The organism is Actinoplanes palleronii (assembly GCF_016862315.1).
Lineage (GTDB): Bacteria > Actinomycetota > Actinomycetes > Mycobacteriales > Micromonosporaceae > Actinoplanes > Actinoplanes palleronii.
This window is the reverse complement of record NZ_BOMS01000025.1, coordinates 76,871-97,308: the sequence shown is the minus strand read 5'-3', so window position 1 is coordinate 97,308 and position 20,438 is coordinate 76,871. Positions and strand designations below refer to the sequence as shown.

The window sequence follows — 20,438 nt, the reverse complement described above, 5'->3', positions numbered from 1 at the left end:
GGCCGCGCGCAGGCACGGGAGGTGGCGGTTTTCATGGTCCGGAGACTTGATCGGCTGGCCGGGCGGGTACGCGAGCTCGGCCCGCGGACCCTGGCCGCCGTCGCGCTCACCGCACTGCTCGTCGCCGCCGTCACCGCGGCCGCCGCGCTCGGGGCGACCGGTCTGGCGGTCTGCCTGGTCGCCGCGCTGCTCGCCCTGGTGATGGCCGGGGTGCTGCACCTGAACCGGCGGCTGGTCACGCTGCGCGCCGACCGCCGGGAGATCCGCGACCTGCGCGTGGTGCTCGACCAGACGCAGCGCCGGGTGGTGTCCGCCGTGGAACGCCAGCGGCTCGCCACCGAGGACCGGCACCGCGAACTGTTCGACGCGGTCACCCGGGTGCAGCGGATCGCCGACCGCGGGGTGCGCAACCTGCAGCTGGCGGTGCCCCGCGAGCTGGAGGCGACGGTGCAGCTGTTCCAGGGCTTCACGCCGCGCGCGCCGATGCCGTCCTCCGGCGACTACGCGCTGAACCCGACCGACCTGCTGGAGCTGCTGTTCCTGGTCCGCTCCCGGCGACCGAAACTGGTCCTCGAGCTGGGCAGCGGCACGTCCACGATCTGGCTGGCCTACGCGCTGGAACAGGTCGGCGGCCGGCTGATCTCGCTCGACCACGACCCGGAGTACGCGAACCGCACCCGCGCGGCCCTCGAGGCGCACGGGCTGACCGGGGTGGCCGAGGTGCGCGACGCGCCGCTGGCACCGGTCGAGCTGGCCGGCCGTGTCTACCCCTGGTACGACCCGGCCGCCTGCGAGGATCTGGACGGCGTCGACTTCCTGCTGGTCGACGGGCCGCCCGCGGCGGTCGGGCCGGACAGCCGCTACCCGGCGCTGCCGGTGATCGGCCCCCGCCTGGCGGACCACGCCACGATCGTCTTCGACGACGTCAACCGCAAGGACGAACAGGCCGCCATCGACCGCTGGCTGACCACTGTCGACGGCCTGTCCCGCGAGGGCGAGATGCTCGGCCGCCACGCCGTCCTTTCTTACGAGCGCAAAGTCCTCATGACGGCAACGGCAAACGCCCCGGCCGCAGGGGGATCGGCCGGGGCGTTGCCTTGAGCCCGTGAAACGGATGGTGTAACCGGAGTTCCGGCCGCAGGGGGATCGGCCGGAACTCCGTGCTGTGTCCGCGACACGGGCGTTGATCCGGAGTCCCGGCCGCAGGGGGATCGGCCGGGACTCCGAGCTTCTTCCGTCAGGCAGGCTGGTGTGACCGCAACCAGCACGCATGTCGCCCGACTCTCAGGGGCGAAACGCCTGCTGAGCGGAGCGAGGCCAATTGGCTCAGTAGCCGAAGTCCTGGGTGAAATAGGGGGTGCCGTTGTCGCTGTAGACGGCGCCTACGCCGACCGTCTTCGACTTGCAGCTGAGGATGTTGGCGCGGTGGCCCGGGCTCTTCATCCACGCGCTGACCACGTCCTTGCCGGAGCGGTAGCCCCAGGCGATGTTCTCGGCGGACGGCTTCGGGTAGCCGGCGGCCTTCTCCCGGGCGACGAAGTTCGAGCCGCCCTTGCCGGTGTGACTGAACGAGCCGGTCTGCCCCATGTAGGCGCTGTGCCCCCGCGCCGCGGTGATCAGCCGCTCGTCGACCTTGAGGGCGGCGCAGCCGTGCGCGGTGCGCTGCACGTTGGTCAGCCGCACGATGTCGGCCTGCATGGTGGCCTCGGTGACCGGCGCGGCCTGCGCCGGCGCGGCGAACAGGGTGACGCCGAGAGCGGCGGCGGGGGCGAGAGCAGCGACCAGGGCGAAGCGGCGGAAGAGCGAGCGCAAGGGAGGCCCTTTCGGAGTTCGGCGCCTGGCTGCTGCCAGGTTCACCGTTCTCTTCGGCCCCGCTCCGGCCGACTCGAATGCCAACCGGGCGTAGCTGCGTCGCTGTTCGGTTGCCGACCCCCAACCCCATTTTGTACGAATACGGAGCGCCCCGCCGCAGGCTACGAGCCGAGTCCCGCCCGTGAGGCCGACGCGACGTCGCGGCCCGCTCCGGACCGCGGCGCGCGTGGCGGCCCCGGCTGGGCCTCAGGGGTGTCTCCGCAGCGCGGAGACACCCCTGAGAGCCAGCCACCAACCCGGAGGCGCGCTGCCTGCCGGTGCGGCCGCCCGCGTCGCGTGCGGGTCAGCGGGGGCGGGGGATGGGGTGCAGGAGGGCCTGGAGGGCTTCGGCGTAGCGGCCGTGGTGGTGGCGGCGGGCGTAGTCGCGGCCGCGGGCGCTCTGTGCGGCGTAGCGGGCCGGGGAGCGGTGCAGGCGACGGACGGTGCGGTGCAGGTCGTCGGGGGTGCAGTAGACGGCGGCTTCGCCGTATTCCGGTTCGCGGTCCGGGGGGAGCAGCAGGACGCAGCCGGCCGCCAGCGGGGCCAGCAGGTCGGCCGGGCCGTCGGCGCCGCCCAGGTAGTAGTCGAGCTGGTGCAGGAACGACCGCGGGGTGACGTCGCGCTCCTGGTAGATCAGCCAGTGCAGCGGCGGGCGGGCGCCGAACGCCGCGGGGGAGCCGTCGGAGCGGTCCAGCAGGCGGACGTCGAAGTCGGGTGAGTCCCGCAGCGTCTGGCGCAGCGACCGGAACTCGTCGCCGGCGACGGCCCGGCCCAGGATCGGGCGTTCCGAGTCCGGTTCCCCGCGGGTCGCCCGCCACCGGCGCGGATCCACCGTGGCCGGCAGCGTCACCAGCGCCGGCTCGGCGCCGAACAGCCGCCGGGCCGCGGCCAGGCACGCGCCGGCGGCCGGCGCCCACGCCGGATCGTCCTCGATCACCACGCGGTCGGCGCGCACCCCGCTGGGCAGTCCGGACGCGAACGCCAGCGGCGCCGGGCCGCGGACGACGAGCAGCCTGGCGTGCACCCGGTCGGCGAGCAGCACCTGCGCCACCGAACCCACGTTGATCATGCGTTGGACGTCCGGGTCGAGGTTGCGGGTGGCGGCGTCGAGCGTCGGCAGGTGCAGCACGGTCACCGGCACGTTCTCGGCCAGCAGCGCGCGCAGCGGGCCGGCGCTCTCCGGCGCGGTGAAGTCGCCGGCCAGCACCAGGTCGTACCCGTCAGGGTTGACCGTGGTCCCGGCCAGCCGGTGCGGCGCGGCGAACGTCCGCCGCAGCGGTCTCCGCGGCCGGAAGGCCGCCTCCCGCCCGGCGGTGACCCGGGTGTGCCAGGCCTGGAACGCGGAGAGGTACGCGTGCCGCGCCGGGTGCATCCAGCCGGCCGCCATGTCCGCACTGGACAGTGAGCCGCCGGAGAGCCGGATCAGGGCCAGGGTCTCGCCGCCCAGGTGTGGTACGGCCGGCCGGCCGAACACCGCCCGGGCCCGCTCCACGTATTCGGCGTCCGCGCCCTTGCGGACGGTGTCCAGGTAGCCGAGCTCCTTGAGGGCCGGCTCGCGGCGCAGCATCAGCGACGACAGGTTGTACGACCGGTGCCCCGGATACCCCGGCCGGGTCACCACGAGATCCCCGGTCACCCGCATCCCGGCCGACGTGGTCGCGAACACCTGCTTCTCCGCGATCAGTGGCGCCACCTGCCGTTCCAGCCGCAGCGGATGGGACCAGTCGTCGGAGTCCTGGAACGTCACGAACTCGCCGGCCGCCGCGTCCAGCCCGGCGTTGCGGGCCAGGTACGTGCCGCCGTTCACCGATAGCCGCAGCACCCGGACCCGCGGGTCCAGCGCGGCCGCCGCGTCCAGGGCCGTGGTGTCCTCGGACCCGTCGTCGACGATCAGGATCTCGTGGTTCGTCCAGCTCTGCGCGATCAGCGAGCGCACCGTCACCAGCAGCGCCGGCCCGGGCCGGTACGTGGTGACCACCGTCGTGATCGTCCGCGGGTCGTCCACCGCGGCCACCGCGCCGGGCACCAGCCGGTCGAACCGCGGCCCGGTCCCGTCGGCGACGGTCAGCCCCGGCGCGGGCAGCAGGGCGGTGAACCGGGCCAGCCAGTCGCCCGGCTCGGCCAGGTCGACGGCGAGCGCCTCGCGGACCGTCCTCGGGATCGTCGGGTACCGGGCCAGCAGGTCGGCGGCCCGCCCGACCGGGAACGCGAGCTGGGCGTGCAGGCCCTGGTGCTCCGGGGCGATCGCAGCCGGCCCGTGCTCGCGCAGCAGCGCGTCGAACAGCGCCAGCCCGTCCGCTCGGTCCTCCGGCTCGAGGTCCTGGCAGGCGATCACCCGGGCCAGCTCGCCGAGCGCCCACGGGTCGGCGCCGCCGGGCAGCGGGCGGCCGGCCCGGGCCGTGGCGATCAGCGCGTCCAGGTCGGTGACGCCCGCGGCGTGTGCCAGCAGCGCTCGCGCGTCCACCGAGCGGGCCTGCAGCGCGGCCGTCGCGGGCCCCTCCGGACCGGCCTTGCGCAGCGTCCGCAGATGCCGGTCCAACAGGGCTGATCCGTACGAATCCGGGGTGATGTGCGTGCGCATGGTCTGCCCAACGCCCCGGCCGGGCCCGGCGTGACGTGACCGGGCCGCGGTTCGTTGTGCCCGCCGGGGGAAAGTCCGGTTCTAGCAACGGAGTACACGAGCATGACCGTGACCGTCCATGACGTGGCGATCCTCTCCGATTTCCGATACCCGGGCGGGAACTCGGCGGCCATCGCGGCCGAGGTGCGCGCCCAGGCCGAAGCCGGGTTGCGCACGATCCTGGTGCACGTACCGTCCCCGCACAATCGGGACGGGCTGCCGTTCAGCCCGCGGATCGCCGACCTGATCCGGGACGGCCTGGCCGAGCTGGCCACGCCGGACGCCGCGGTCAACGCCCGGCTGCTGGTGGTCCGCCAGCCCCGGATCTTCACGGCCGACCTGGCCGTGGTGCCGCGGGTGCAGGCCGAGCACACCGTGATGGTGTTCAACCAGGCGCCCGGCGACGCCGCGGACCCGAAGCGGTACTACGACGTCGACGAGGTCCGGGACCGGGTCGAGCTGTACTTCGGCCCGGCGATCGAGTGGATGCCGATCAGCCCGCAGGTGCGGGACACCATGCCCGGTGTGCCGCTGGCCGCCGGCGACTGGCACGAGATCATCGATTCGGGGCAGTGGTGGGCCGATCGGCACGGGCCGGTCGCCGCCGTACCGGTGATCGGCCGGCACGGGCGGGCCGACCCGGTGAAGTGGCCGCGGACCGCCGGTGAGCTGCTGCGGGCCTACCCGGACCGGGGCGACCTGCGGGTCCGGGTGCTGGGCGGCGGTGAGATCGCGACCCGGCTGCTCGGCCGCCGGCCGGCCGGCTGGGACGTGGTCCCGTTCGGCGCCGAGGAGCCTGCCGCGTTCCTGCGCACCGTCGACTTCTTCGTCTACTTCCACGACCCGGACCTGGTCGAGGCGTTCGGCCGGACCATCCTTGAGGCGATGGCCGCCGGGGTGCCGGCGATCGTCGGTGAGCACTTCCGGCCGATCTTCGGCGACGCCGCGCTCTACACCACGCCGGCCGGGGTGGAACCGCTGGTCCGGGAGCTGTGGGCGGACCGCGACCGGTACCGCGCGGTGGTCACCCGGGCCCGGGACTTCGTCGACGCCCGGTACGGCACCGCCTCGCACCTGGCCCGGCTCGCCGACCGGGGAGTCGTCGGACGGGCGGCCGCCCATCGCGCGACGACGCACCGGGCGCGCCCGCCGGCGCCCCGCCCGGTGCTGATGCTCAGCGACAACGGGGCCGGGCTCGGGCACCTGTCCCGGCTGATGGCGATCGGCCGCCGGCTGCCGGCCGGTCACCCCGCGGTGATCGCGACCCAGTCGTACGGCGCGTCGGTCGCACACCGGGAGGGTTTCCTCACCGAGTACCTGCCGTCGCGCGCCGTGCTCGGCCTGCCCAAGCAGCGCTGGGCCGGCTTCCTGCAGTCCCGGCTGGAACACCTGGTCGACCTGCACCGCCCGGCCGTGGTCGCGGTGGACAGCGTCCCGCACGAGGGCATCGTGGCCGCCGCGGCGGCCCGGCCGGACGTCACCTGGGTGTGGGTGCGCCGGCCGATGTGGCGGCGCGACACCGGCGCCGAGTGGATCAGCCGGGGCGCGGTCTTCGACGGCATCCTGGAGCCCGGCGAGTTCGCCTCGTCGGTCGACGCGGGACCGACCGTCGCCGACCGGGCCCGGGTGCACCAGGTCGAGCCGATCATGCTGCTGGACCGGGACGACCTGGCCGAGCCGGACGAGGCCCGGGCCGCGCTCGGCATCGAACCGGGCCGGCCGGCCGCGCTGCTGCAACTGGGCGCCGGCAACATCAACGACATCGCGTCGCCGGTCGGCCGGATCGCCCGGCACCTGCGCGAGGCCGGCTTCCAGGTGCTGCTCGCCGAGTCGATGATCGCCACCGACCCGATGCCGGTGGTGCCCGGCGCGCGGGTGGTCAAGGTGTACCCGATCAGCCGGTATCTGCGCGGGCTGGACCTGGTGGTCAGCGCGTCCGGATACAACTCGTTCCACGAGCTGCTGGCGTTCGGGGTGCCGGCCGTGTTCGTGCCGAACCGGGCCACCTCGCTCGACGATCAGGTGGCCCGGGCCCGGTTCGCGGCGGCCACCGGCGCGGCGTTGTGCGTAGAAGACCCGGAAAGTGGTGAATTGGACCGGGTGCTCGCCGAGGCGGTGCGGCCCGAGGTGCGGGAACAGCTCGCCCGGCGGTGCGCGGAAGTCGGATTCGGCAACGGCGCGGCGGCCGCGGCCCGGTGGCTGGCCGGGTTGGCCGCAGAGAACGTACGAAGCGGAGCGTGAACATGTCCGACTCATCCACGATGGCCCCGGCCGGGCCCGAACTCGAGAGACTGCGCTGGGAGATCGCCGCACTGACCGGGCGGATGCGCTCGGTCGAGCTGGAACGGGACTCGTGGCGGGCCCGCTGCGATCGGCTCGCCGAGCAGCGGGACCGGGAACGGGAGAAGAGCCAGCGGTTGCGGACCAGCGGGTCGTACCGGCTGGGACGGGCGCTGGTGTCGTTCGCCCGGGACCCGTGGCACACCTCGCCGCAGCTGGTCCGGGGACTGGCCCGGCGGTTGCGGCCCCAGGGGGAGGGGGTTCCGGTCGTACCCGAGCAGGTTTCCCGGACGCCGGCCGCGAAGCGGCGGCCCGCCTGCCTGTACGTGGCGATCGGCCTGGACCACGACGCGCTGCGCGACTTCCTGGTCACGGTCAACCAGCGGCTGCTGGTGACGCCGGACCACCGGCCGGTGGTGCTCACCGACGATCCGGCGTTCTCCCTACTGCGCAAGCTCGGGGTGCTGCTGGAGTACCTGCCGGACCGGGCCACCTGGGAGAAGCACCGGCCCGACCGGGCCTGGGACGACCTGCTCGCCGAGCGACTCGCCCAGCTGTCCCGGGACCACGCGCTGGACCGGACCGTGGTGGTGGACCGGCTGCGCCCGCCGGTCCTCGCCGACCTACTTCAGCTGCGGTAGCGCCTGCTCCAGCGCCTTTTCTAGCAGCGGCGCCACCGTTCTGGCATACGTGCTGGTCAGGTGGTTGGAGTCCCGGTAGGCGAGCACGTTGCCGATCACCGGCGGGCAGAAGTCCGTGCACAGCCACGGCACCGGGTCGATCACCGTGACCCCGGTGAGCCGGTGCAGTGCCGAGCGCTGCGCCGGCCCACGCAGGGCCGTCGCGGCGCTCTTCCCGCACCGGTTGATCCGCTTCAGACGGGCCTGCCGGGCGACGCAGATCGGCACCCGCTCGCCACCCAGGTAGGGGGTGTCGGCGATCAGCGCGACCGGTGCCCGCACCGAGGTGACCGTTCGCTGCCAGGCGGCCTGCCACTGGGTGGCCTCATCCGTACGGGTGTCGACCGGCCGGTAGTTGAAACTCGACCCGATCACCACGAGCGCCGGTCGCAGCGCCCGGATCCGGGCCACCGCCGAGGTGTGGAACGCGCCGCACTCGGTGTACTCCCGCTTCAGCCCGTCGTGCCAGAGCCGCAGGTCGGCGGCCGAGCAGGAGGACTTGCTGAGCGAGACCAGCTTCCAGTGGCGCCGGGTGGCGAGCTGTTCCAGCGCCGGGAACCACTGGGCGGCGTGCGAGTCGCCGTAGAGCACGATCGTGGTGGCCGAGGCCGGGTCGCCGTAGACGCACCCGGCCGGCGCGACGAGCACCGGCACCTCCACGTGGCACTGGTCCGCCCACACCCGGGCCTTGTCGGCGTTCACCGTGGTCAGCGACGGGGTCAGGTTCGCCGGCAACTCCCGGGTGGTGCGACTGCTCCGGACCGCTCGGGTGATCACCGCGTACGGGTCGGTGGCCCGGGCCGCCGCGGCCGGCAGGTCCCGGATCGCCGCGCCGGCCGGCACCGGGTGCGGCAGCAGCGCGATGGTGACCGCGACGGCGGCCACCGCGCCGGACAGCCCGGCGCCCAGCCCGAGCGCCCGGATCGGCCGCCGGCGCAGCTGCGCGTGCTGCCGCAGCGGGTTCTCCACCAGGTGATACGTCATCCAGGCCAGGCCCAGCGCGACCGCCGAGAGCAGCAGCGCGAGCGGCAACGACGGCTCCACCCCGAGCGCGGCCGGCCCGATCAGCAGCAGCGGCCAGTGCCAGAGGTACCAGCCGTAGGAGAGCCGGCCGACGACCTGCAACGGCCGGGCCGCCAGGGGGCGGAAACCACCGGCCAGCACGGCCGCCGCGCCGGCCACCGGAAGCAGAGCAAACCCACCGGGGTACGCCGTGCCGTCGTCGAACCAGAGCGCCGCGACCAGGATCCCGGCCAGCCCGGCCCCGCCCAGCCACGTGTTCGGCCTCGGGTTCTTCAGGAACACCGCGAGCAGCGCGCCGACGCCGAGCTCCCAGGCCCGTGCGTGTGGCCCGAAATAGCCCCAGGGCGCCGAGCGCGCGGTCTCCAGCACCCCGGCCGTGAACGACGCCAGCACCAGCGCCACCAGCAGCGGCTTGCGTCCCCGGGCCGGGATCAGCAGCAGGAGCAGCGGCCAGACCAGGTAGAACTGCTCCTCGACGGCGAGCGACCAGAAGTGCTGGAACGGCGAGGGCGGGGCGTCGGCGTTCAGGTAGTCCGTACCGGTGACCGCGAAGCGCAGGTTGGCGACGTAGCCGGCGGCCGACAGTGCGTCCCGGGCCAGCTCGCCCATCCGGATCGCCGGCAGCCACAGCCGGGCCGCCACCAGCGTGGTGACCAGCACCAGCGCGGCGGCCGGCAGCAGCCGCATGGCCCGCCGGGCATAGAACCGGCGGATCGACACCCGTCCGGTCGCCGCCTCGCGCAGCAGCAACGACGTGATCAGGAAACCGGAGATGACGAAGAAGACGTCCACCCCCACGTAGCCGCCCGCGGCCAGCGGCACCCCGGCGTGCCCGAGCACGACCAGGAGCACCGCGACCGCACGCAGGCCTTCGATGTCGGGACGGAAACCTGGGCGGTCCGGGGTCGTCGGCGAGTGGCTCATCGCCCTCTAACGCGCCGCCCCGGGCACAGGTGTCGGCCTGTCGTCCGTGTCGCATCCTCGCCACCGGGCCGTCGTTGCGTCTGGTGTGACAGCCGAGACGTCGATCGCCACCCCACGGCCGGACGCCGGCGCCGGGCCGCGTCCCACGCTCGCCGCGAGCCCGTCCTGGCGGCCGGTGTGGCGGGGCATCGTGCTGCGCGCCGCCCTGGTCCCGCTGATCGTGATGTCCCCGCTGGTCGCGGTCGCCCCCAGCGCCGACCACCGGTTCAACGTGTACGCCAACGGCGCCCGCTACCTGTCCCGCCCGTGGGAACTGTTCGGCGAGGCGATCCGGTCCGTCCCGCAATACCTGAACCTGGGCAACTTCCGCCCGCTCGGCCGGATGGTGGAGTGGGCGCTGGACGCCGTCACGTTCGGGCTCGTCGACCTGTTCGGGCTGCCGGCCAACGTCGCGCTGCGGCTGGTCTCGTTCGCCACCGCGATCCTGCTGACCCTGGCCACGCTGGTGCTGGCCGAGTGCGTGGTGTCCCGCGGCCGCCCGTTCGCCGGGCCGCCGTCGCTGATCACCGCGGTGCTGCCGTTCGCGCTCGGCGGCGGGTTCGTGGCGGCCGGCCGGACCAGCACCACGGTCCTCTTCGGCGGCCTCTACTTCCTGACCGCCGCGATGGTGCTGCTGGTCGCCGCGCTCGCCGCCCGGACGGTCGGCCGGATCCGGCTCGGCACCCGGCTCGGCGTGCTCGCCGTGCTGCTCGGCGCGGTGCTGGCCGCCTTCAACGAGATGGCCTACCTGGCCCTGCCGCTGGCCACCGCCGCCGCGGTGATCCGGGCCCGCACCGTGCTCGGGCTCACCTGGCGGGAGACGTTCCGGGGCGCCGGGGCCCGCTTCACCGGGCTGCTCTGGGCCGGGTTCCTGCCGGTGGCGGTGCCGGTCCGGGCTCTGATCGCGGACAAGTGCGCGGACGGGAACTGCTACTCCGGCTCGGACGTGGCACCGGCCGGCGCGCTCGGTGCGATGCCCAACCGGCTGACCTCGTGGCTGCCCCCGCTGATGTGGCAGCGCGCCACCGAAGGCCCGTACGGCCACACCCTCGGCCCGGCCCTGCTGCTCGCGCTGCTGGTGCTGCTCCTGCTGGTCCGCCGGTTCTGGGCCGACCTGCCCCGCTGCGACACCCCGGACCGGCGGCAGGCCTTGGCACTCGCCGGCATCGGGCTGTCCGCGCTGATCCTGGCCGCCGGGATGGGCGCGCTCAACGAGCAGGTGCAGCGGCTCGCCACGGCCGGCTGGTGGGGGCTGGGCTGGCGGGACAGCGCGCTGGCCGGGGCCGGGGGCGCGCTGCTCACCGTGGCGGTGCTGACCGGAGTGTTCGCCCGCGGGCACCGGAGCGCTCGGGGGCACCGGATCGGGGTGCTCACCGGCGTACTCATGCTGGTGTTGATCGCAGCGGTCTCGACCTCGGCGAACCGCGACTTCCGGGCGGCCGGCGCGTCGGAGAAAGCCGCCTACCTGCACGATCGGGTGGCGCAGGAGGTCGTCGACTTCGACCGGTCCGCGGCCGGCGACGCCCGCCGCTGCACGCTGCGCGACCAGTTCCGCGCGACGCTGCCGCCCGCCCGCCGGTCCGGCTACCCGCCCGAGATGCGGCGCTTCGACCAGGCCGTCGACACGGCCGCCGGGAAACTGGCCGGCCGACCCTTCTGTACGGAGGCGCCGTGATGATCTCTGTGGTCGCTCCTGTCTACAACGAGGGCGCCGGCGTCGACCGGTTCCTCCGCCGGATGGACGAGGTGCTCGCCGGCTACGAGTACGAGCTGATCCTGGTCGACGACGGCTCCCGCGACGACTCGTGGAACCGGATCGCCGCCTGCGCGGTCCTCGACCCGCGGATTCACGGGGTGCGGCTCTCCCGCAACTTCGGCAAGGAAGCCGCCCTGCTGGCCGGGCTGGAACACGCCACCGGCGACGCCACCGTGGTGATCGACGCCGACCTGCAGCACCCGCCGTCCGCGATCCCCGAGATGATCCGCCGCTGGCGGTCCGGCGCCCAGGTGGTCGAGGCGGTCAAACGCAACCGCACCGGCCAGTCCCTGAGCAGCCGGCTCGGCGCCCGGGTCTTCAACGGCGCGTTCACCCGCCTCACCCAGGTCGACCTGGTCGACGCCACCGACTTCCGGCTGCTCGGCCGCCCCGCGCTGGACGCGCTGCTCCGGATGCCCGAACACTCGTCGTTCTTCCGCGGCACCAGCAGCTGGATCGGCTTCACCCGGGAGACCGTCGAGATCGACATCGATCACCGGGAGGGCGGCACGTCCCGGTGGACCGTCCGCTCGCTGTTCCGCCTGGCGGTGAACGGCCTGACCTCGTTCACCTCGGCGCCGCTGCACCTGGTCACCGGCGTTGGTCTGGCCTTCGCCGCGTTCTCGCTGGTGCTGGGCGTGCAGACCCTGGTCCGCTGGATGCAGGGCCACTCGGTGGCCGGCTTCCCCACGGTCATCCTGCTGCTGCTGATCACCGGCACGTTCGTGCTGCTGGGCCTCGGCGTGATCGGCGAATACCTGGCCAGGATCCACGAGGAGGTCCGGGGCCGCCCCCGCTACCTGATCCAGGAACACGCCGGCGGCCACCGGGTCACGGAGACGACCGGCCCGAGGCGGCTACGGTCACTCGATGTCCCGGAACAGTGGACCGAACATGCCGACCACCACTGACCCCACCGGAGCGCTGCCCTCCCGCGCGGTCTTGTCTCGCGCGGTGTCTGATCTTGTGCGTTTGCCCGGCGGCGTGGCCCGATTCTTTGCCGCTGTGCTGCGGCGCCCGAAAGTGGCACGGCTGGTCCGATATGCCCTGAGCGGCGGAGCCAGCGCACTCACCCATTTCGCCATCGGCCTGGCCGGGGTACACGTGCTCCACCTCCGCCCGGTACTCGCCTCGACGGCCGGCTTCCTCGCCAGCATCGCGGTCTCCTACCTGCTGCAACGCGCCTGGGTCTTCCGCTCCACCGCCGGCCACGCCCTGGCCGGCGCGAAGTTCCTGACCGTCACCGCGGTCGCCTTCACCATCAACACCGCAGTCCTCTGGACCGGCACGGAACTCCTCTCCACCCCTTATCCGATCGTCCAGCCGATCGCCCTCACCCTGATCCCGCTGATCAACTACTCCCTCAACTCCCGCTGGACCTTCGCCACCCCCACCCGGCCCACTCCCGGTAGACCGCACGCTGGTGCCGACCCGGCGCTGCCCACTCCTTGACCGGCCCTCGCTCCCGGCAGACCGCAGGCTGGTGCCGACCCGGCCCTGCCCGCTCCTTGACCGGTCCCGCTCCCGGTTGATCGCTGGCTGGTGCCGGCTAGCCAGGCGGGGGAGCCGTCGGGTCACGGTCCGCCACGCCACCCGGGGTTTCTGCTGGTCAGGGCTTCCTGCAGGGTGAGCGTCCGGTCCCGGCAGCTGGTCAGATCCGCCCCGCCTCGCCGCAACGGCAGCACTCGTCGCGCGGCCCCGGCTGGGCCTCAGGGGTGCCTCAAGGCCTTCGACACACCCCTGGGGGCCAGCCGCGTGGCCCGGGCTGGCGCGCAGGGGTGCCTCAGGGCCGCTTTGACACCCCTGGGGCCCAGCCGCGGGCTCGGCTGGCGCGGGCTGGTGCGTGGGGGTGTCTCAAGGCGGCTGAGGCACCGCTGAGGCCCAGCCGAGTGAGCTCGGCTGGGCCTGGTGGCCGTTATGGCAGGCGTGAAAGGGCCGTGAGGGCCAGCCGGGCCGGGACCGGACCAGCTGCCGGGATGAGACGCCTACCTTTTGGGACGGCCGTGCCCAGCGGCGATCGGGGGCGGCGTGCCGGACCGTGACACAACAGCGCCCCCGCCTGGCTAGCCAGCCCCAGCCACCGACGGCCCGCCACATACCGCGATCCTGCAACACCGCGATCCTGCAACACCGCGACCCCGCAACACCGCGACCCCGCAACCACGCAACACCGCGACCACGCGACGACGCGACCACGCGACGACGCGACGACGCGACGACGCGACCCCGGGAGTGGGTGCGGGTTGGGGGTGGGGCTCTGGGCCGGGACCACCTGCACCGCCCCGGCGCGCGCGGTGTCGGTCGGGAGCACGGACTGCCTCGCGTTCGCCGCCACGGGACTTCGCTGGTGCGGTTGGGGAGGGGCAGCCCGTACCGAAAAGGAAAATCAGAGGCGGTGAGCTTCGCGGATCGTGGTGGCGCCGCGGGTGTCGAAGAAGCGTTTGGCGAGCCTGGCCAGATGGTCGACGTCGTATTCGCGGTGGTTCTGGACCAGGATGACCAGGTCGGCGGAGGTGACCGCGCCCTCCAGGTCGTCGGTGCGGGAGACCGGGACGCCGCCGACGTCCCAGGTCTGCACGTGCGGGTCGTGGTAGGCGACCGTGGCGCCCAGGGCGGTGAGCTGCCGGGCCAGCGGGGTGGCCGGTGACTCGCGCTGGTCGGCGATGTTGGCTTTGTAGGTGATGCCGAGCAGCAGCACGGTCGCGCCGCGGACCGCCTGGCCGTCCGCGTTGAGCAGGTTCTGGGCGCGGCGGGCGACGTAGGCCGGCATCGTCGCGTTGATCTCCTGGGCCAGCTCGACGAAGCGGAACGGGTAGCCGAGCTTGCTGCGCACGTTGTGCGAGAGGTAGTTCGGGTCGATCGGGATGCAGTGGCCGCCGACGCCCGGGCCGGGGTAGAACGCCTGGAAGCCGAACGGTTTGGTGGACGCCGCGCGGATCACGTCCCAGAGGTCGATGTCGAGTTCGTGGCAGAACCGGGCCATCTCGTTGACCAGCGCGATGTTGACGTGCCGGTACGTGTTCTCGAGCAGTTTCGCGGTCTCCGCCTCGCGGGTGCCGCGGGCCCGCACGACGGTCTCGACGAACCGGCCGTAGAACTCGGCGGCGGCCGTGGTGCAGTCCGCGGTGTAGCCGCCGACCACCTTCGGGGTGTTGTGCGCGCCGTAGACCGGGTTGCCGGGGTCGATCCGCTCCGGGGAGAACGCCAGCTTGAAGTCGATCCCGGCGGTCAGCCCGGAGAGCTGCTCGAGCAGCGGCCGGACCACGTCGTCGGTGGTGCCCGGGTAGGTGGTCGACTCCAGCACGACGAGCATGTCGGGGCGCAGGTTGCGGCCCACCGACCCGGTCGCGCCGGTGACCGCCCGCAGGTCCGGGCCGTCGCCCTCGGAGAGCGGGGTGGGCACGCAGATCACCGCGGTGCGCGCCTGGGCGATCTCGGTCTCGTCGCAGGTGGGCCGGAAGCCGCCGGCCAGCATCGCGGCGATGTCGTCGTCGCTGAGGTCGTCGACGTGCGACCGGCCGTCGGCGAGTGACTTGACCACGGTCTCGTCCACGTCGAAGCCGAGCACCGACAGGCCGGCCCGGATCGCCTGCTGGGCCAGCGGCAGTCCGACATACCCCAGGCCGAGGATGACCACGTCGTAACTCAAGGGAGTCTCCTTGCGTGTAGCGGATGGGTTAGGCGACCGGGGGGAGTGCGACCTCGCCGACCGGCCGGCGGGGACCGGCGGGCAGGCGGGAAAGGGCGGCCAGCGCGGCCGGCGACGCCGTGGCGCCGCGCGGCCGGCGCAGCTCGAAGGGGGAGGGGAACGGCAGGTACGCCGGCAGGAAGTCGGCCAGCAGGGCCTCCTGCTCGGCCCGGGTGGCGTGCCCGTCGTCGACGTCGTTGAGGCAGAACGCGTCCACGTTCCGCGAGCGCAGCAGCCGGGCCAGCCGGTACGGGGTGACCGGGTCGGCCAGGTCGGTGTACCGGTAGCGGATCTCCCCGGGGGTGGCCTGACCGGTCAGGTACGCGTAGTACTGCTGCAGCGAGGAGAGCATCGACACGTCGTCCGGGTGCCGGAACTGGTGTTCCGCGGTGCTGCGTACCTGCTCGGCGAACCGTTCCTCGATCTCCCGGAGCACGCTGCGCCGGGACGGGTGCGGGGTGTGCATCATCTTGCGGGTCAGCACCCGGCCGAACGTCTCCCGGATCAGCCGCCGGTTGTTCTTCGCCGCCGAGTCGGCCGGCCGGTCGCCGGGCCCGCGCGGCGCCGGGTCGACCAGTGACGCGGACGGGAAGAACTTGGTCAGCCCGCCGGGGGTGAAGAACATGTCCGGGGTGACCGGGCGGCCCAGGATCACGTCGTCGTTGAGGTAGAGGAAGTGCTCGGCCAGCCCCGGGATCCGGTGCAGCTTCGACTCGATCGCCTGGGAGTTGAAGGTCGGCAGCCGGCCCGCGTCGCCGAAGATCTCCCGGTGCGTGACCAGGGTCAGCCGCGGGTGGTTCAGGTCCAGCCAGGCCGGCACCTGGTCGTCGGTGACCAGGTAGACGTGGCGTACCCAGGGCGCGAAGCTGTGCAGCGCGCGCATCGAGTAACGCAGCTCGTCCCGGCTGATCCAGCGGGAGTCGTTGGCGGCCTGCCCGTTCACGTCGCCGACCCAGGCGTTCTCGGCGCGGGCCCGGTTCTTGCGCCGCTGCCAGGCCGGATCGCCGCCGTCCACCCAGGTGTAGACCACGTCGATCGGGAAGCCGATCCGGTCCGGGTCGACGGTGGTGAAGGTGCGCCGGGTCCGGTAGGCGGTGGTGTCGTCCGGCGCGCTGAACGGGCCGAACACCGGCTCCGCGGCGATCACCGAGGGTTCGCCGGCCGGGATGCTCCAGGCCACCGGGTTGGGGCGGGGCGCGACCAGGCCGCGCTCCTCGGCCCGCCAGAACTCCACCTCGCAGGCGTGTTCCGGCCCCAGGACCACGTTGCCGTCCGGGTCGGTGACCGGCCAGCAGACCGCCAGCACCCGACTCTCCCGGCCCTTCGGGCCACTCGGGCGCACCATCCCGTGGTCCCGGCGGACGATTCCGGCCAGGAGTCCGGCCACCAGGTCGCTGTCCTTTTCCGGTACGCCCACAGCAGTCTTCCCGGGGTCGACCGACGGCACCCGGAACCAGTTCACCCCGGCCAGCTCGAGGGCCTCGACGACCCGGTCCAGGTTGGCCCGGCGCACCTCGACCGGGCTGCCGGTGACGACCACGCGGGCGCCCAGCCGGCCGTGCGGGGTGCGTACCCGGATGATCCGGCCGGCCGCCGCGGCGCGGTCCCGGCGTACCGGGCCGAGCGGCATCAGCGCCCGGGCGACCCGGAGCCGTCGTTCCGGCGCGATCCGGGGCAGGACCCGGTTCTCGGCGGCCTGGAAGATCCGTCGCCGGATCGGCCAGGGCGTCTGCCGCAGAATCCGCCGCAGAGTCACGCCGTCGTCCTTTCGCCGCACGTCAGCCAACCGGCCACGCGACCCTTAACGGCGCGCTTGAGACGGAAGTTGCGGTCTATGCCCTTTAACAGTGGTATACGGCTCGATGAACCTCTTTGGGGTTTATTCCGGATCACCCACCCCTAGGGGACCGTCTCAGGGGGTCGGCCGATGCGGGGCGTTGCGTGGACCCGGCATGGTGGTAGGTAGTCGAGACCTGGAGGAACGGTTATGGGCAAGGCAGTGATGTACCTGCTCGCGGTGATCGGCGGCGTGGTCGTGGTGAGCTGGGTGGCCCACCTGCTGTTCGGCGCGTTCTTCTACCTGATCGTGGCGGCGCTGGTGGTCGGCGGCGGCCTCTGGCTGTACGGCCGGATCAAGCGCGAGATCGCCCCGGGCACCCGCACTCAGCGGCGCATCGAGGCGGCGACGAAGACGTACCGGATGCGGAACCGGTGAGCGTCGTCCGCTACGGCTAGGCTTGCGGCGACGCCATCACTAACGACCAACGGGAAGTCGCACTGTGTTTGACACCCTGAGTGACCGCCTGTCCGGGATCTTCACCAAGCTCCGCGGCAAGGGCAAGCTCACCGATGCCGACATCGACGCCACCGCTCGCGAGATCCGTCTCGCGCTGCTGGAGGCCGACGTTGCGCTGCCGGTGGTCAAGGCGTTCATCGCCAACCTGAAGGAGCGGGCGCGCGGCGCCGAGGTCTCCCAGGCGCTCAACCCGGCCCAGCAGATCATCAAGATCGTGCACGAAGAGCTGATCACCGTGCTCGGCGGCGAGGGGCGGCGGCTGACGTTCGCCAAGCAGCCGCCCACCGTGATCATGCTGGCCGGCCTGCAGGGCGCCGGCAAGACCACGCTGGCCGGCAAGCTGTCCCGCTGGCTCAAGGGCCAGGGGCACCAGCCGCTGCTGGTCGCCGCCGACCTGCAGCGACCGAACGCGGTCAACCAGCTGCAGGTGGTCGGCACCCGGGCCGGCGTCGACGTCTACGCGCCGGAGCCCGGCAGCGGCGTCGGCGACCCGGTCAAGGTCGCCCGCGACTCGATCGAGCACGCCAAGCGCACCGCCAAGGACATCGTCATCGTCGACACCGCCGGACGTCTCGGCATCGACGAGGACATGATGCAGCAGGCCCGCGACATCCGGGACGCGGTCAACCCCGACGAGGTCATCTTCGTCATCGACGCCATGGTCGGCCAGGACGCGGTGCAGACCGCGGAGGCCTTCCGCGACGGCGTCGGCGTCACCGGCGTGGTGCTCTCCAAGCTCGACGGTGACGCCCGCGGTGGCGCGGCGCTCTCCGTCCGGCACGTCACCGGCCAGCCGATCCTGTTCGCCTCCACCGGTGAGAAGCTCGAGGACTTCGACGTCTTCCACCCGGACCGGATGGCGAGCCGGATCCTCGGCATGGGTGACGTGCTGACCCTCATCGAGCAGGCCGAGGCGGCCTTCGATGACGATCAAAAAGAGAAGATGACCAACAAGCTGCTCGGTGGCGAGCAGTTCACGCTGGAGGACTTCCTGGACCAGCTGATCGCGGTCCGCCGGATGGGCCCGATCGCCAACATCCTCGGCATGATGCCGGGCATGGGCCAGATGAAGGACCAGCTGGCCGAGCTGGACGACAGCCACTTCGACCGGGTCACCGCGATCATCCGCTCGATGACGCCGAAGGAGCGCACCGAGCCGAAAATCATCAACGCGTCCCGCCGGCTGCGCATCGCGAACGGCTCCGGCGTCACCGTGATGGACGTGAACCAGCTGCTCAACAGGTTCACCGACGCGCAGAAGATGATGAAGCAGATGAGCGGCATGATGGGCCTGCCGGGCGGTCGCCGCAGCGCCACGAAGTCCTCGAAGAACAAGCGCAAGGGCAAGAACAACCGGCCGCGTGGCGGCGGGATGCCGGCCGGGCTGCCCGGTGGTTTCCCGGGCGGGATGCCGCAGCTGCCGCCGGGGATGGACCCGGGCGCGCTGGCCGGTGGCGGGATGCCGCCGGGCTTCAAGCTGCCGAAACTCGACTTCAACAAGCTGAACAAGCCGAACGGCAAGGACAGCTGAGGTTGGCATGGAGCAACTAGTCGCAGGGCAAGTAGCATGAGTGTCGATCCCAACGAGGAGGACATCATGACTGCTGCTCTGCGACTGCCTGACAAGCAGGACTGGACCGTCGACGACCTGAAGCTTCTTCCGCCGGATCTTTTCTATGAATTGATCGACGGGAGGCTGATCTTGCCCTCGCCCACCACCTTTCATCAGCTTCTCGGCGTTGAGATCGTGTTGGCGTTGCGACCGGGTTGCCCCGAGGGGTACGTCGCCGTTCCTGACATGTCGCTGGATATCGACCAGTGCAGCGAGCCTCGTCCTGACGTTGCCGTCATCGCGGACAGCGAGATGATGCGAACTCCTGTGCCCGTCGACAAGGCCATCTTGGTGGTGGAGATCGTTTCACCGACCTCGCACTTCCGTGACATGCACGCCAAAACCAAGGTCTACGCGGCGGCGGGGCTCAAGCACTACTGGGTTATCGATCCGACTTTCTCTCACGGCCTGGTGCTGACCGAGTTCCAGCCTGGTGGCAACGGCGACTACGAGATCGTCTCCAACACGAGCGAGATCTTCGAGACGGATGAGCCGTTTCCGGTCAAGATCAATCTTCTGGCGTTGACCGCCCTGCGGAACAAGTACCTCGCTGCGCAAGAGGAGTCGTGATCCGGTAGGACTGTTCCCATGGCGTTGCATGTGCGTGGGACTGTCCTGCCCGACGGCGAGGTCCGGGATCTGTGGCTGGTCGGGGACCGGGTCACCTTCGAGCCGGTGGCCGAGGCCGAGACGATCAGCGACGGCGGGTGGATCGTGCCGGGGCTCGTCGACGCGCACTGCCACCTCGGGATCGCGTACGGCGCCAAACCCGTCACCTCCCTCGACCAGGCGCGCGACCTCGCCCACACCGACCGGGACGCCGGGGTGCTGGCGCTGCGGGACGCGGGCTCGCCGTACCCGTACCCCGAACTTGATGACGAACCCGGAGTGCCCCGCCTCGCCCGCGCCGGGCGGCACGTCGCGGCCCCGCGCCGCTACCTGCGGGACATCGGCGTGGAGGTGGCCGCCGAGGAGGTCGCGGCCGCGGTGACCGCGCAGGCCAAGGCCGGCACCGGCTGGGTGAAGCTGGTCGGCGACTGGATCGACCGGGAGGTCGGTGACCTGGCCCCGAGCTGGGACGCGGCGACCATGACGGCGGCGGTCGAGGCGGCGCACGCGGCCGGCGCGCGGGCCGCGGTGCACACGTTCTCCGAGGAGGGTGTGGAGGTCATGGTCAAGGCCGGGGTCGACTCGGTGGAGCACGGCACCGGCCTGTCCCTGGAGCTGATCGACGAGATGGCCCGGCGGGGCACCGCCCTGGTGCCCACGATGATCAATATCCGGACGTTCGGGAAGATCGCCGAGCAGGCCAGGGACAAGTTCGCCGGATACGCCGACCACATGATCGCCCTGCGGGACAACTTCCCCGAGGTGGTGCTCGCCGCGCACGAGGCCGGCGTGCCGATCTACGTGGGCACCGACGCGGGCGGCGGGATCCGGCACGGGCTGGCCGCCGAGGAGATGCTCTACCTGCACGAGGCCGGCATCCCGGCCGTCGACGTGCTGGCCGCCGCGTCCTGGCGGGCCCGGGAGTGGCTGGGCTTCCCGGGCCTGGTCGAGGGCGGCCTGGCCGACCTGGTGGTCTACGACGCCGACCCGCGCAAGGACCTGCGGGTGGTGCGGGCGCCCCGCCGGATCGTGCTGCGGGGCGCCGTCATCCGCTGACGCG

General features: G+C 72.5%; 15 protein-coding genes. 10 read left to right on the top strand and 5 right to left on the bottom strand.

Annotated features, from left to right (window positions below; all coding sequences use genetic code 11):
• Positions 1 to 33 precede the first annotated feature (33 nt).
• A complete protein-coding gene (locus tag Apa02nite_RS09855) occupies positions 34 to 1,101 on the top strand; it encodes an O-methyltransferase (protein ID WP_203824755.1) in 1,068 nt (355 codons plus the stop codon).
• A gap of 225 nt (positions 1,102 to 1,326) precedes the next feature.
• On the opposite strand, the gene Apa02nite_RS09850 is transcribed toward Apa02nite_RS09855, so the two are convergent.
• Both Apa02nite_RS09850 and Apa02nite_RS09845 read right to left on the bottom strand, forming a co-directional pair.
• Positions 1,327 to 1,812: a CAP domain-containing protein gene (locus Apa02nite_RS09850; RefSeq protein WP_203824754.1), complete on the bottom strand. Its 486-nt coding sequence runs from the start codon at positions 1,810 to 1,812 to the stop codon at positions 1,327 to 1,329.
• A 343-nt stretch (positions 1,813 to 2,155) separates the two neighbouring features.
• Complete coding sequence (locus Apa02nite_RS09845; RefSeq protein WP_203824753.1) at positions 2,156 to 4,432, bottom strand: glycosyltransferase; 2,277 nt, start codon at positions 4,430 to 4,432, stop codon at positions 2,156 to 2,158.
• Positions 4,433 to 4,534: 102 nt separating this feature from the next.
• On the opposite strand from Apa02nite_RS09845, the gene Apa02nite_RS09840 reads away from it, so the two are divergent.
• Positions 4,535 to 6,712, top strand: coding sequence for a glycosyltransferase (locus Apa02nite_RS09840; protein WP_203824752.1), 2,178 nt, complete (start codon positions 4,535 to 4,537; stop codon positions 6,710 to 6,712).
• A gap of 2 nt (positions 6,713 to 6,714) precedes the next feature.
• The gene (locus tag Apa02nite_RS09835; RefSeq protein WP_203824751.1) at positions 6,715 to 7,392 is read left to right on the top strand and encodes a hypothetical protein; all 678 of its coding nucleotides are present in this window, start codon (positions 6,715 to 6,717) and stop codon (positions 7,390 to 7,392) included.
• Here Apa02nite_RS09835 and Apa02nite_RS09830 read toward each other — a convergent pair.
• Positions 7,375 to 9,378 (bottom strand): acyltransferase family protein, encoded by a 2,004-nt coding sequence (locus tag Apa02nite_RS09830; RefSeq protein WP_203824750.1) that lies wholly within the window; start codon positions 9,376 to 9,378, stop codon positions 7,375 to 7,377. The two genes, Apa02nite_RS09835 and Apa02nite_RS09830, sit on opposite strands and share 18 nt — an antisense overlap.
• Positions 9,379 to 9,463: 85 nt before the next feature.
• Here Apa02nite_RS09830 and Apa02nite_RS09825 point away from each other — a divergent pair, with 85 nt between their 5' ends.
• From Apa02nite_RS09825 to Apa02nite_RS09815, 3 genes are all read left to right on the top strand, one after another.
• Positions 9,464 to 11,092, top strand: a complete 1,629-nt coding sequence (locus tag Apa02nite_RS09825; protein ID WP_203824749.1) for a hypothetical protein — start codon at positions 9,464 to 9,466, stop codon at positions 11,090 to 11,092.
• Positions 11,092 to 12,084, top strand: coding sequence for a glycosyltransferase family 2 protein (locus tag Apa02nite_RS09820; protein ID WP_203824767.1), 993 nt, complete (start codon positions 11,092 to 11,094; stop codon positions 12,082 to 12,084). The genes Apa02nite_RS09825 and Apa02nite_RS09820 overlap by 1 nt, the downstream gene beginning before the upstream one ends.
• 112 nt (positions 12,085 to 12,196) lie before the next feature.
• Positions 12,197 to 12,625 (top strand): GtrA family protein, encoded by a 429-nt coding sequence (locus Apa02nite_RS09815; RefSeq protein WP_239164221.1) that lies wholly within the window; start codon positions 12,197 to 12,199, stop codon positions 12,623 to 12,625.
• A gap of 934 nt (positions 12,626 to 13,559) precedes the next feature.
• On the opposite strand, the gene Apa02nite_RS09810 is transcribed toward Apa02nite_RS09815, so the two are convergent.
• Both Apa02nite_RS09810 and Apa02nite_RS09805 read right to left on the bottom strand, forming a co-directional pair.
• Positions 13,560 to 14,822, bottom strand: coding sequence for a nucleotide sugar dehydrogenase (locus Apa02nite_RS09810; protein ID WP_067698707.1), 1,263 nt, complete (start codon positions 14,820 to 14,822; stop codon positions 13,560 to 13,562).
• Positions 14,823 to 14,850: 28 nt separating this feature from the next.
• A complete protein-coding gene (locus tag Apa02nite_RS09805; RefSeq protein WP_203824747.1) occupies positions 14,851 to 16,617 on the bottom strand; it encodes a stealth family protein in 1,767 nt (588 codons plus the stop codon).
• Between the two features lie 231 nt (positions 16,618 to 16,848).
• Here Apa02nite_RS09805 and Apa02nite_RS09800 point away from each other — a divergent pair, with 231 nt between their 5' ends.
• From Apa02nite_RS09800 to Apa02nite_RS09785, 4 genes are all read left to right on the top strand, one after another.
• Positions 16,849 to 17,076 (top strand): hypothetical protein, encoded by a 228-nt coding sequence (locus Apa02nite_RS09800; RefSeq protein WP_067698703.1) that lies wholly within the window; start codon positions 16,849 to 16,851, stop codon positions 17,074 to 17,076.
• Positions 17,077 to 17,140: 64 nt separating this feature from the next.
• A complete protein-coding gene (ffh, locus tag Apa02nite_RS09795; RefSeq protein WP_203824746.1) occupies positions 17,141 to 18,688 on the top strand; it encodes a signal recognition particle protein in 1,548 nt (515 codons plus the stop codon).
• 66 nt (positions 18,689 to 18,754) lie between these two features.
• The gene (locus Apa02nite_RS09790; protein WP_203824745.1) at positions 18,755 to 19,339 is read left to right on the top strand and encodes a Uma2 family endonuclease; all 585 of its coding nucleotides are present in this window, start codon (positions 18,755 to 18,757) and stop codon (positions 19,337 to 19,339) included.
• 18 nt (positions 19,340 to 19,357) lie between these two features.
• Positions 19,358 to 20,434: an amidohydrolase family protein gene (locus tag Apa02nite_RS09785; protein ID WP_203824744.1), complete on the top strand. Its 1,077-nt coding sequence runs from the start codon at positions 19,358 to 19,360 to the stop codon at positions 20,432 to 20,434.
• The last annotated feature ends 4 nt before the right edge of the window (positions 20,435 to 20,438 follow it).